This is a genomic window from Mucilaginibacter sp. 320_HR, assembly GCF_059691875.1.
On the sequence record NZ_JCAWAI010000007.1, the window covers coordinates 52,992 to 66,388 of the forward strand.

At 42.7% G+C, this 13,397-nt stretch carries 9 protein-coding genes; 6 read left to right on the forward strand and 3 right to left on the reverse strand.

Going from position 1 to position 13,397, the window contains the following annotated elements:
• The first annotated feature begins 80 nt into the window (after window positions 1-80).
• Window positions 81-1,790: a trypsin-like peptidase domain-containing protein gene (locus AC59GT_RS20095; RefSeq protein ID WP_497239318.1), complete on the forward strand. Its 1,710-nt coding sequence runs from the start codon at window positions 81-83 to the stop codon at window positions 1,788-1,790.
• An 807-nt stretch (window positions 1,791-2,597) separates the two neighbouring features.
• Here the strand turns inward: AC59GT_RS20095 and galE are convergent.
• From galE to AC59GT_RS20110, 3 genes are read right to left on the reverse strand one after another with little or no spacing between them, the layout of a single operon-like run.
• Entirely contained in the window at window positions 2,598-3,623 is a 1,026-nt protein-coding gene (gene galE / locus AC59GT_RS20100; protein ID WP_497239319.1) for a UDP-glucose 4-epimerase GalE, read from the reverse strand.
• Window positions 3,620-5,080 (reverse strand): glycosyl hydrolase family 28 protein, encoded by a 1,461-nt coding sequence (locus tag AC59GT_RS20105; RefSeq protein ID WP_497239320.1) that lies wholly within the window; start codon window positions 5,078-5,080, stop codon window positions 3,620-3,622. The genes galE and AC59GT_RS20105 overlap by 4 nt, the downstream gene beginning before the upstream one ends.
• Window positions 5,080-5,742, reverse strand: a complete 663-nt coding sequence (locus AC59GT_RS20110; RefSeq protein WP_497239321.1) for a response regulator — start codon at window positions 5,740-5,742, stop codon at window positions 5,080-5,082. Before AC59GT_RS20110 ends, AC59GT_RS20105 begins: the two co-directional genes overlap by 1 nt.
• Window positions 5,743-6,563: 821 nt before the next feature.
• Here AC59GT_RS20110 and AC59GT_RS20115 point away from each other — a divergent pair.
• From AC59GT_RS20115 to AC59GT_RS20135, 5 genes are read left to right on the forward strand one after another with little or no spacing between them, the layout of a single operon-like run.
• Entirely contained in the window at window positions 6,564-9,032 is a 2,469-nt protein-coding gene (locus AC59GT_RS20115; RefSeq protein WP_497239322.1) for an SLBB domain-containing protein, read from the forward strand.
• A 27-nt stretch (window positions 9,033-9,059) separates the two neighbouring features.
• On the forward strand, window positions 9,060-10,142 hold the full coding sequence (locus AC59GT_RS20120; RefSeq protein ID WP_497239323.1) for a lipopolysaccharide biosynthesis protein: 1,083 nt from the start codon (window positions 9,060-9,062) through the stop codon (window positions 10,140-10,142).
• A 44-nt stretch (window positions 10,143-10,186) separates the two neighbouring features.
• Window positions 10,187-11,650, forward strand: coding sequence for a lipopolysaccharide biosynthesis protein (locus AC59GT_RS20125; protein WP_497239324.1), 1,464 nt, complete (start codon window positions 10,187-10,189; stop codon window positions 11,648-11,650).
• Entirely contained in the window at window positions 11,613-12,698 is a 1,086-nt protein-coding gene (locus tag AC59GT_RS20130) for a DegT/DnrJ/EryC1/StrS family aminotransferase (protein ID WP_497239325.1), read from the forward strand. Before AC59GT_RS20125 ends, AC59GT_RS20130 begins: the two co-directional genes overlap by 38 nt.
• Window positions 12,695-13,396 (forward strand): WbqC family protein, encoded by a 702-nt coding sequence (locus AC59GT_RS20135; RefSeq protein WP_497239326.1) that lies wholly within the window; start codon window positions 12,695-12,697, stop codon window positions 13,394-13,396. The genes AC59GT_RS20130 and AC59GT_RS20135 overlap by 4 nt, the downstream gene beginning before the upstream one ends.
• Window position 13,397 lies beyond the last annotated feature (1 nt).

Here is a 13,397-nt window from a genome sequence, read left to right on the forward strand (position 1 = left end):
CCTTATCATAGTAAATATAGCGAGTTCTTTATAGTTAATTACTGAAGCCGGCAAGTCCGGCTTCTTTTATAAATAAATAAATGAAACGATACAAAGCTTCACTATTGGTAATTATACAGCTGATATGTATTATCGCACATTCAGCTGCGCAGCCAGATACGTCGATCAAAAACGATTTACCTGGAAAACTTCAAAGGAATTTGTTGGCTGTCGTTGCTAAAGTGGCTTCTTCATCTGTACTTATGTGGTCCATTGATGAGCAAACAGGAGCAAGGCAAAGTGCCCAATTCAGCGGAGTAGTCGTGTCCAGTGACGGAACAATATTAAGTGCAGCCCATGTAGTGAAACCGGGGGGAAGCTACAAGGTTATGTTTCCGGATGGTCGCGAATGTGTAGCAAAGGGCTTGGGCACTATTTCCATAGCGCCAGAGCGAATGCTTCCGGATGCGGCTATGTTAAAGATTATCGATAAAGGCCCCTGGCCTTTTGCAGAAATGGGCTGGTCATCATCCATGAGCGTAGGATCACCCTGTGTAAGTATAGCTTACCCCGAGAGTCTGGAGCAACGGCAACCAACCGTTCGTTTTGGACAGCTTGCCGTTTTAAAAAACAAGTATGGTTTTATTCAATCTACCTGCAAAATGGAACCAGGCGATTCCGGTGGTCCACTGTTTGATTTGATGGGACGGGTAATAGGAATACACAGCGGTATTGAAGTATCAGAACAGATTAATTATGAGGTGCCAATTGATATTTATCGCAAATACTACTCTGCGCTAACAAAGCCTGTTGATTACCAAAAGCTGCCAGACACTAACGAATCGGACAAAGACATCTTGCTTAAAACCGTCGAACTGTCGCCGCTAAAAGGTGATGTACTAAAGAAATTCACAAATATCGGGCATGACCAAAGGAAAAGCTGCGTTCAAATCAAAAGCTTGATTGAAGGCCGGGAACAGTTGATCTTGGGCACCATAGTGTTAAGTAAAATTTCAACAGGGAAAAGGCTTTTCGCTGGCTTATTGATAAGCAAAAGTTCAATGGTGGGGCAGAACCCTGTAATTATTCTGAATCATAAGATTGCTAGGGCAACAGTGTTAAGAAGAGATCGGCTCAATGACTTGGTGATGTTATCAATAGATGAAAAATTGCCCGGCGGAGTAAAGCTCAACGAACTTGAGCGTTCCGCTACTCACATCAATAGAGTTGGTAGCTTGTTAATATCGCCCATGCCAGACTCAACCCCTGCCGTTGCGGTGTTGGGAAGTGCCATAATAGATCTGCCTCCAAAATCAAGCTATGGCTATATAGGTGTCGCTACCGGTTTAGATAGCAATGGTCTTAAGTTTACCTTTATACAACCTAATAGTGCGGCAGCACTTGCCGGTTTAAATATTGGGGACAGTATAGAATCAATTGGTGACCATCTGGTTAATGATGAGCTTGACTTTGTTAAGTCATTTGGTAAATACATGGCTGGTGATACGGTTTTGATCACCATTAAAAGAAACGATAAGGAGATGGAGAAAATGGTGGTGCTACAGTACCCACCGCAGAAGATTTTAAATCATCCGGCAGAACATTTTAGCGGGGGCAAAACCTTGCGAAGAGATGGCTTTAAAAAAGTATTTACACAAGACGCAATTTTAACGCCGTCTCAATGCGGCGGACCCGTATATGACATCGAAGGTAACTTTGTAGGTATTAACATAGCCCGGTTTAGCCGGGCTAACGTGGTGATCATTCCAGCAGTAGCGATTGAAAATTGGTATTACAAAATAATTTTTTAGCAAGCTTGAACTTTTTGTATAAATGAGTAGGTATATCCGGAAGAGTAGACTATATACTGGAAAAGAAATTGGCAGCCCCGCAGGAATTGCTCATCATTCATTACAAAGTGGTGAGTTCTTAGTTGTGTGCAACAATGCAACGGCACGTTGGTAATCAAAGCTTCAGCAAACGATAAACATGTGTCTTAAATGCTATCTCTAGAACTAATTGAGAATACCGAATAAGGGGCGCCACGCACCTACTCACATCTTTGAGCTTAGCGAAAACATGACTTACTGCAGAACCCCGATTATAGATTCGTGTTGTCTTACAATACTTGCTCATAACATTCATGGTCGTCAACGATAGAACCTTTCAAATTCTTTCATTGAAAATTTGAAGCGTTTAGCTTTATGTAAAACAAGTTAAATAACAATTCGAGTCCTGATCGGGCTAGCGAGTACTTTCGTAAGTAGATTTTTAGGTAGCGGTAGCGGGACTATAGTCGAACCATTTTATAATTGATTTGCAAACTTTCGCGGCTATTTATACCATGATTAAATTGATTATATTCGCTTTTTCGCGGCTTTGCTACTAATATTTAAACGTGACACGTCATATTCGTCAGAAAAAATGCCTAGGGCACTTTTGCGTCTTATCATGCCGGCAACAATAAGGTCAACTTTGCCATTTCCTAGGAAGACCTTGCTGCACGTACGGCAAAGTTGGTTTAAACAGTAAATGAGAAGCTTTAACTTTGGAAGCTCATTTCTTAAAGATAATTTTCGCAGTCATTTTTTGACTTTTATTGAGTAAAAGGGGTTTTGTTAATGCAGAAAGTTGTTTTCATTAAGGTAGCATTCCCATTTCCAGGCAGAGGACATCATCGTTTCAAGGCCGAGTTCAGCCTTCCAGTTCATCTTCAGTGCAGATTTATCTACATTCCCCCATATCTTTTCTATATCACCTGCACGCCGCTCACCAATGGTGTAATTCACCTTTGTTTGCGTTACCTTTTCAAATGTTTCAATTACCTCTAAAACGGTGTTGCCATTGCCGGTTCCGATATTAAACACATCATAGCCGTCAAAGCCTGGCGCTTCCATGTATTCTAACGCCGCTATGTGTGCCTTCGCCAAGTCTACAACATGGATGTAATCCCTAACGCAACTCCCATCTTTGGTGTTATAGTCGTTGCCGAAAACGGTTAGTTTTTCGCGCTTACCTATGGCCGTTTGTGTAATAAAAGGTACCAGATTTTGCGGAACACCCTTTGGCAGTTCGCCTATTAAAGCGGTAGGGTGTGCACCCACCGGGTTAAAATATCTTAAGGCAATAACTTTGCGCCCGGGTTCGGCGGCAACAACCTCCTGCAATATCTCCTCGGCTATTTGCTTGGTGTTGCCGTATGGAGATTCTGCGGCTTTTACCGGTTCGGCCTCACTTACGGGTAACACATCCGGTTCCCCGTAAACCGTGCAGCTCGAAGAAAATACAAATGGTGTCTCTTTACCTAATTTATCCAGCAGGTTGATGATGGAGTACAAGTTGTTCTTGTAATATTTAAGCGGGCTTTTAACAGATTCGCTTACGGCTTTAAAAGCAGCAAAATGGATCAAACCGTCAATAGCTGATTCCTGATCTAACAGTTGGGCAACCTGTTCTGCAGAGCTTAGATCTACCTGGTAAAAGTTGGGTTTTTTGCCGGTTATCAATTTTATCTGCTCTAATATTTTAGGCGACGAGTTAGATTGATCATCTACGATCACAGGCTCATATCCCACGTTGATAAGTTCTACAACCGTATGAGAGCCAATGTAGCCTAACCCACCTGTAACTATAATTTTTTTCATTGAGAATAAAACGTTGATTTGATAATTACATTTTTCGAAGCGCCCGCGCGTCGGATCTGCTCTGTTTTAAGTGGTTTGCCGTTTAACCAGACGTTCAGAAAATTGATGTCAGCTATTTTTGGCTCCCCATCTGTAGCAGATAATTCAATGGCAAGCGGGTACCCGGATGCACAAATATTTTTGAAGGTAATATCCCGGATGCTTCCTAATAATTTGTCGGCAGAATTTGCATTCTTCCCGATCCAGCAGGAGATAAGGTTGTGCGACTCCTCGATGCGGATGTTATCAAAAGTAATATGGCTTACCAGGCTGGCATCACTTTGAAATATCCTTAATGACCATTCCCGGCCCTTATCATGGATAATATCACAATCTGTAAATAGTACGTTATTAATTGGTTCCCTAACCTCTGCGCCTACACTTAAAGGGTGTGCAAGCTGGTTCCACAGTACACATTTTTTTACAACAATGTTGCCCGCCAGGCCTTCTCCCTTAAAGGTCTTCACTACAATAAGGTCGTCGTTGGTACGAATAAAGCAATTTTTAACGGTAACATTCCTGCTATTACAAATATCTATACCGTCGCTATTAGCCCGGTAACCTAAAATTTTGATATTATCTATTGTTACATTATCCGATTCTCTGACAGGGACTGTCCAACCACAGGAGTTTCTTAATATCACACCCTCAAGTTGAATGTCCTGCCCCCTTAACATGATCATATTACCCGCATGGATAGGGCTTAGCGACGCATCAATAATGCCGCGGCCGCATATACGGACGTGTTTTCCGTTGACAAATATCCTGGGTAGATAATTTTTAAGCCCGCTCGGCTCTACGCCAAAGGTTTCGTTTTTGCCTATTACCGCCCGTAAAATTGCGCCGCCCGCCACGTATAGCGTTTTGTTATCGCCGATAATTAAGTTGGATATACGGTGGATGCCGGGACCAAAGTATATCAGGTTTGTATCCCTTTTATTTACCGGCTCTGCATTTTTGGGATTGATAAATAAATGTAATGATTTTACATACTCGCCGTTGATCTCGACAGTCAAGTTTTGCGGCTTATCAACGCTGAAAGTAACCTTGTTGCCTTTTATAACCGCTTTGATTTTATTTGACGAAGGCAGAACTTTAACAGAACGGATAGGGCTTTTTACAGAAATGGAAACCGATGCTTTACCTGCCAGGTCGAAGTAGCCAAATGCAGCAGTATCGTAATATTGGTCGGAATGCAAGAGGTCGTCTACGGCCTTAAATCTTTTATTATCATCACCCGAACCGATTCTGGCATCATATATAGCCAAGGGCTTGCGGTTAACATTAACCGTGTAGGTTTTGTTTAGCAACTCGCCTTTAGGGGCAGGGTATAGGGTTTGCCCATTAATTAACTGGGTGGAACAAACCTCCGCAACCAATAGCAATATCGTCTTGAGAAAGTTTTGAGGAGTATACATTAGCTTATTAACCCATTCACAAGGGCAAACCTTACCAATGATACAATATTGCGTGAGCCGGTTTTTTCAATAAGGTTTTGGCGGTAGTTTTCAATAGTGCGCCTGCTGGTGAACAGCTTGTCGGCAATTTGGTCATTTGTTAAGCCCTGGCTAACCATGGTCAATATATCAATTTCACGGTTGGTAAAGTTGGGGCCAATAGTTTTTTTATCCTCAGCCTTCTCATTAACAATGGATACCCGGCTGATAAACCCTGCCATCAACTTGGTGCAAACATATGGGCCGTTGTCCATACAGATATGTTTAATGGCAAATACCACCTCACTAATGTCAATGCTTTTCAGCAAAAAGCCGCTTATACCGCCTTGCAAGGTTCGCACCACCTGGCTATCACTGGCAAAAGAACTAAGCACCACCAATTTTGTATTATATCCACCCGCTCTGATCAATTCGTTAAGTTTAAGGCAATCCATATCCGGCAGCCTAAAGTCAGTTAAAATAACATCTGCTGCTGTGCCTTGCTTCAGTAATTTCAACACGTCTTCGCCGGTGGTGGCCTCGCCGCTGATATGAAAAGATTTCTCGGGAGACAAAAGCGATTTGATCCCTTCCCGCACTAAATAATCTTCAGTTAAAATAATCTTGATACTCTCCGATCTCATTGGATTTAAGCTATTTGAACATGGGTTATGTAACGCGGTCGGGAGGGCTTAAAACGGCTTTATTAAAATTGGTAATCTGTAACTGATCGGAAAAATATAACACCGGATCATATCCTTGATTTAGCTAACTAATATCAGGAGTTTTTGTTTAGTTATATGTTAATTAAATAAATTAGGAGTGAATTGAGTAAAATCCGCAAATAATTGTAGTAAAAATACTTGCTGAGTAAAATTCCGATTTTATAATTTTGCGGTGTTAAAAATGCCTATGAAAACAAGTACTATCTTCTACCATAATGATCCTGTAAGTATTGCCTTCAACACTCTACAATAAACCAGTTACTAGTCTCAGCCGATACCCTTCTATTTTTTTGACATATACATACGTTGGTAAACCCTAAATATCATCGTATGGTGCTATAAGCCGCACCTTTATTAAGCGCGCTGGTACACTATTGTTTAAACCCGATTAACACAATTCCTGATTAAGATCAACTGATGAGGCTTTATGAGCCGAAACATGGCTTGCCATGTATTGATCAATAATGATTGACGTACAGTAGTACTACGTTGCTACATGGTTGTAAGTGATACCAAAAACTTAACGGTCAGGAAAACCGCATGAACCTGCGTGAACCCGAAACAGGGGGATCGAGTAACTGTAAGCCTCAGCAATGTTGCCCAGCAAAATATTAGCTAATAGCATGCGTATGCTATCTGACGAGAGGAAAACCTCGAAAGCTAATAGAACTCGAAAGATATAACAGGCTTTACACAAGCCCTGTAAATCTCCATTCATCCAGCCACAGCAGTTTATTATCATGAAGTTACCCAAATTAAGGATCCTGGTGATGTTATTTACGGTAGCCGTTTTATCGGCCACTACTTTTGTGCAAGCGCAAACCATTCCCCGAGACCTGTCTGTGATTAATGTAGATAATTTAAATGATGCACAGATAAGGCAGATGATCCAACAGGGCGAGGCTGCCGGTTTAAACGACGAGCAGATCATCAGCACTGCTGTAGACAGGGGGCTTGCAACCAGCCAGGTATCCAAACTAAGGGCAAGGATAAGTAATATCCGAAACAATGCATCGGCATCAGCAAACACAAGCACAATAGCCAACCAGCCTGCAGGCCGCTCGTTGAATTACCAGGCAGATACGGTTGAAGCAAATAATAACGGGCGTGCAGCAGGTAACTCATCGTTAAGAATTTTCGGTAGCGATCTGTTTAAAAATAGTAACAGTTCCTTCCAGCCGAATTTGAAACTGGCTACACCGGTAAACTACATATTAGGGCCTGACGATCAGGTGGATATTAGCGTATATGGCAATTCCGTTGTTAACTGGAAACTAAATGTATCGCCTGAGGGAAATATCAATTTGCCAAGCGGTGGTATTATAAACGTAGCAGGTAAAACAATTGAGCAGGCAACGGCACTTATCCGCAGCAGGCTTTTGTCTAAAAACTACGCTATTGGTAGTGGATCAAGTTTAAAGGTTACCCTTGGTAATATCCGCAGTATCAATGTGATCTTGGCAGGGGAAGTTGCTAAACCGGGCACTTACACACTCCCGTCATTAGCCACGGCTTTTAACGCTTTATATGCCGCAGGGGGGCCAAGTATAAACGGCTCGTTCCGTAAAATACAGATCATACGTAACAACCGCGTCATCCGTCGGCTGGATGTTTATGATTTTTTAGTAGGTGGAAGCCAAAGAGATAACATTTCACTTCAGGACCAGGATATCATCCTGGTGCCAACCTACAGCACAATTGTTGAAATGCGCGGCGAAATAAAAACACCCGCCACATTTGAGGTTGTTGCCGGCGAAACGCTGCAGGATGTTATCAAGTTTGCCGGTGGGTTTACCAACCAGGCCTATCGTGGCAATATTAAAGTATCGCAAATAAGTGATAAGCAAAGGCGGCTGTCTGACGTTACCGAAGTAAACTTCAAAAGCTACATGCCACTGCCGGGTGATATTTACACGGTTGACAGGATCATTGACCGCTATGAAAATAGGGTAACCATAAATGGTGCTGTGATACGCCCGGGCGAATTTGAGTTACAGAAAAACATGACCCTATCGCAGCTTATCAAAAAGGCAGCGGGTTTAAAGGAAGATGCGTTTACACAGCGCGGAAGCATTACGCGTCTTAACGAGGATAACTCCACGCAACTGTTATCATTTGATGTAAGGGATATTATAAGCGGCAGAAACGATATTACCCTTCAGCGCGAAGATGTGGTGAGCATCCAATCGATATTTGACCTGCGCGACCGTTATAATGTAAGTATCAGCGGCCAAGTGCGTAACCCCGGCGATTATGCTTATGCCGATAGTATGAAGGTGCAAAACCTGGTACTGATAGCCGGCGGTTTTGCGGAAGGTGCCAGCCGCGTGCGTGTTGAGGTTGCCCGCAGGGTATACAATGGCGACCCAACTTCAAAAAACAGTTCAACAGCCAAAGTTTTTACTGTGGATATAGGCGATGAACTAAGCCCCAACCGTAGTGATTTTACATTAAAGCCATTTGATATTGTAACGGTTTACCCATTGCCGGGTTTTGAAAGGCAAGGTATGATCACCGTTAACGGCGAAGCACTTTACCCGGGTAATTACGTAATAAGCCATAAAGGGGAGCGAATATCTGATGTGATTACCCGAGCCGGTGGCCTTACCAATTCTGCCGATGCAGACGGTAGCACCTTAAAGCGCAAGTACATCGCGCTGTTAGGCATAAATGCAACCAAAGCAGATACCGCTCAGTTTAAACGAGACAGGCTGACCAGGCTGAGCCAGGTTCAGCAAAGCTTTAACGATTCGGTAACTGCGAATGGCCAGGTGCGAAACAGTATGATAGGCATCAATCTGAAAAAGATAATCGACAAACCCGGATCAGAAACAGATTTGATCTTGAAGGACGGCGATATTATCACCATCCCTCAGCAGTTGCAGGTAGTACAGGTTAGCGGCGAGGTACATGTACCAAGTGGCGTGGTGTACTCGCCGCGAAAAAGCTTTAAGGATTACATTGTAAATGCCGGCGGTTTTTCAAGCGATGCCAAGCGGAGCGGCTCATATATTATGTATGCAAATGGTACAGTTAAAGGAACCAGCAAGTTTTTGTTCTTTAACAACTACCCCAAGGTAAAACCGGGCAGCGAGATCATTGTACCGCAAAAGCCGCCAAGAAGAGGTTTCAACTTTGCCGAACTGGCCGGGATTTTAACGGCTATAGGTACTACCGTAATTTTAGGTATTGTAACCCTCAGAAAATAACAGCTTAATTTATTTAAAGATTAGCACATGTCTGACAATACGGTTAATAAAGGATTGCTATCTCCGGCTGATGAGGTTTCGCTAAAAACGTTTATAATAAAGTTTGGTGAGCACCGCAAGCACATAGTTAGCCGCTGGAAATTTTTGTTTGTTGCAGTTGTTATCGGGGCTACAATCGGCTTGATCACCTCCCTGCTTACAAAAGCCGTTTACATTGCGGAGTGTACCTTTGTACTGGAAGAAGGCGATAAAGGAGGGAGTAGTTTAGGCCAGTACTCGTCGCTCGCCGCTATGGCAGGGATAGATGTTGGCGGTAGCTCTGGATTATTCCAAAGCGATAACATCACCCAGTTATATAAGTCGCGGTTGATGATAGAGAAAACCCTGCTTAGTAAAGCCGGTACCGATGGTAACGAACTGTTGGTAGACCGTTACATCCACATGAACAAACTGGATGAGGCTTGGAAAGATAATGCCAAACTAAAAGATCTTAGTTTCCACATACCAAAAGAAAAGTTTTCGATGCTACATGACAGCATCATGAATTTGATGGTGACGGATATCAATAAAAATTACTTGTCTGTTGATAAGCCCGACAAAAAATTAACCTTGGTAAGCGTTAAGGTACGGGCTAAAGATCAGCGCTTTGCTAAAGCGTTTACACAAACTATTGTAGCTAATGTAAACAGCTTTTACATTCAAACTAAAACTAAAAAGGCACAGCAAAATATGGCTTTGCTGCAAAGGCAGGTTGATAGCGTTCACCGGATCGTAAACCAGTCTATCGGCCGCGCTGCTTCGGCCTATGATGCCAATCCTAACCCGGATCCGGCTATGTCACAAACCTTAAGAGCACCATCGCAACGCAGGCAGGTGGATGTACAGGCTGCAACCACAATCTATGGCGAAGTAGTACGTAACCTCGAAATAGCGAGGGCTGCACTGCAGCGCGAAACACCATTGATACAGGTTATTGACGAGCCGGTTTTACCCCTGCCAAACGATAGGCTGGGGAAATTTAAGGCAGTTTCCACAGGTGCTTTAGTTGCCTTTATGCTAGCTGTGCTGGCGCTGTTTGTGCAGCAGATGTACCGGAATGTTATGGCCTGATCAGGATTCTTACAATCAATATTAATTTTTGTTAAAACTGATACATGTTTAAAAATGTGATCTGGGATTTTGCGGGCAAATTTTCTGTACAGATCATCAGTTTCGGTATCTCCATCGTATTAACCAGATTATTGTCCCCTGCAGAATTTGGCGTAATGGGTATGGCTATGGCCATTATCGTTTTCGCACATATTTTTCTTGACCTGGGTTTCAACAGGGCAATTATCCAATCAAAGATAGTATCAGAAGAACAATACTCTACTATCTTTTTCCTTAACACGGGTGTAGCTGCATTTTTAACAGGTTTATGCTACCTGGTTGCCGGCCCCCTGTCAATTTTTTACAAAGTGCCGTTAATAGCGCCGGTGTTCAGGGCCATGGCGTTTTTGTTTTTGATAAACGGTTTAAACCTGGTACCGGCGGCTTTATTGTACAAGCGCCTGCAACTAAAGCTAAACAGTATCCTTACGCTAATAGCATCATTGACATCCGGCATAGCAGGTATATTGATGGCCTACAACGGGTTTGGCATCTGGAGCTTGGTTACCCAATCTATATTGAGTGCGCTACTGCTGATGCTATCTAACTTTTGGTTTGCACGCTGGTGGCCGCAATTTAAGTTCAGCTTCTTATCCATAAAACCATTGTGGAGTTATGGAAGCAAGCTGTTTGCAGCAGGGCTGTTGGATAACTTTTATACCCGGCTGGATATTTTCATTATCGGGAAGATCTTTACCATAAGCACCTTAGGCTTTTATACCCGGGCGCAAAGCATGGACAACTTTGTGAGGCAGATCTCTGTCAACAGCATCATGGGGGCGTTATTCCCCTACATTGCAAAGCATCAGGATGATAGGCCTTACCTGATGGTGCTTTATAAAAAGTACCTCCACATTATTCTGTTTGTGTCTATTGCTTTAAGCGGCACCCTGTTTTTGTCGGCCAGGCATATCTTTTTGATCTTGTTTACGCCCAGATGGTTGTACGCTGCCGACTTGTTCAGGCTGATGTCGATAATCGGCTTTGTGTGGCCGGTAAGCAGCATTATGTGCAATGTTATAGCGGGTGTAGGTAATTCAATCGCATTTTTTAGGCTTGAGGTAGTAAAAAAAATCCTTTTTTTACCGGTATACCTGCTGGGCTTTTTGTTTGGGTTAAAGGGATTTTTAATTTGTTTTATAGCCGCAAATCTTATAGCCCTTGTAATTAACGCCTGGTACTTAAGCCGCGAGCTAAGTATTACCGTTGTTGCGCAGCTTAAAATAGTTTTACAATACCTGGCCATTGCAGCATTAGCAGTTGGCATAAGCTGGCTTGTGCAAAACTATGTTAGCCAGCTAAATAACTGGTGGAATATTATCATTCTTTCTGCTGTATTCAATGCTGTGTACCTGGCGGCCGGTTACGTGCTGCACCTTGATGCCCTTAGCACCATCAATCAACTTTATTTAAAATTTAGGCAATACCTTTATGATAAACGTCACAAAAACCTTCCTACCACCCTTTGAGGAATATACGGCGATATTAAAACGTGCGTGGGATAACAAATGGATCACGAACAACGGAGAGCTTTTACTGGAACTTGAGAATAAACTAAAAAACTACCTGGGCGTAGAGCATTTGTTGTTTGCATCTAACGGTACCATTGTTTTACAAATGGCTTTAAAGGCCCTGGAAATTGATGGCGAAGTAATTACCACACCATTCTCATACGTGGCAACCACCACAGCACTGTTATGGGAAAATTGCAAACCGGTTTTTGTTGATATACGGAAAGATGATTTTTGTATTGACGAAACTTTGATAGAGGCCGCAATTACCCCTAAAACGCAGGCCATATTGGCCACCCACGTATATGGTTATCCGTGCGACATCGATGCTATTGAAAAAATAGCCAAACATTATAACCTAAAGGTGATATATGATGCTGCGCATGCTTTTGGCACAACATATAAAGGTAAGTCTGTACTAAGCTACGGCGACGTTAGTACCTGCAGTTTCCATGCAACGAAAGTTTTCCATACAGGCGAGGGCGGCTGCCTGGTTACTAATAACAGCGAACTTGCACATAAACTATCCTTGTACAGGTCGTTCGGGCATATTGGCGAACAGTACTTTACGATGGGCATTAACGGCAAAAATTCTGAGTTCCATTCTGCTATGGGCTTGTGTAACCTAAAATACATAGACAACATTTTATCTCAACGGAAAGAAAAATGGCTTAATTACTACTCGTTGTTAAAAAATACCGGCTTGCAACTGCTGGAAACTGAAGAGGGTAACGGGTATAACTACGCTTACTTCCCGGTGGTATTTGCATCAGAAGATCAATTGCTAAAAGCCATTGCAGATTTGAAAGTGCGGGATATTGTACCCAGGAGGTATTTTCACCCGGCATTAAACACGCTGAACTATGTAGAATACCAAAGCTGCCCGGTTGCCGAGTCAATTGCGAAAAGGGTGCTTTGCCTCCCGCTTTATCATGATTTAACGGACGAAGTGCAGCACCAAGTGGTAGAAGGTTTATTAACAGATGTTCAAGCAGTTGCCCAATGAAATTAGGAATAATGCAACCTTACCTGTTGCCGTACCTGGGCTATTACAGCCTGATAAAAAATACTGACCGCTGGATAGTTTTTGATGAAGTACAGTACATTCGCCACGGCTGGATAGAACGTAACCGAATTTTAAAACCGGGCGAAGGTTGGCAATACATTGCCGTACCGCTTCAAAAACATAACAGGGATACCCTTATCAAAGATGTAGTGATCAAACAGGATGACTGGCGTGATAAGATTTTCAGGCAGATAGATCATTACAAAAAGGCACCATTCTTTGTGCATACCATCCGCGTGCTGAAAGATGCATTTGATATAGAGACTGAAAGCATCACCAAGCTAAACGCTCATGTGCTTAAGCATACTTGCAAGTACATCGGGATAGATTTTAATTACAGCATTTTTAGTGAGATGCAATTAGAAATAGAGATTGTGAATGATGCGGGTGAATGGGCATTAAATATCTCAAAAGCGCTGGGTGCCCACACCTACATAAATCCGCCGGGCGGTATGGAAATTTTTGATCGCCAAAAGTTTGAAAATGCAGGCATCGACCTTAAGTTTTTAAAAATTGAACTCGAAGCTTATCCGCAACGGCGACAAACATTTGAGCCCGGCATGTCAATTTTGGATGTAATGATGTTTAACAGCCCCGAGCGAATAAACGAGATGATTGATAATTATCAACTGATATAAT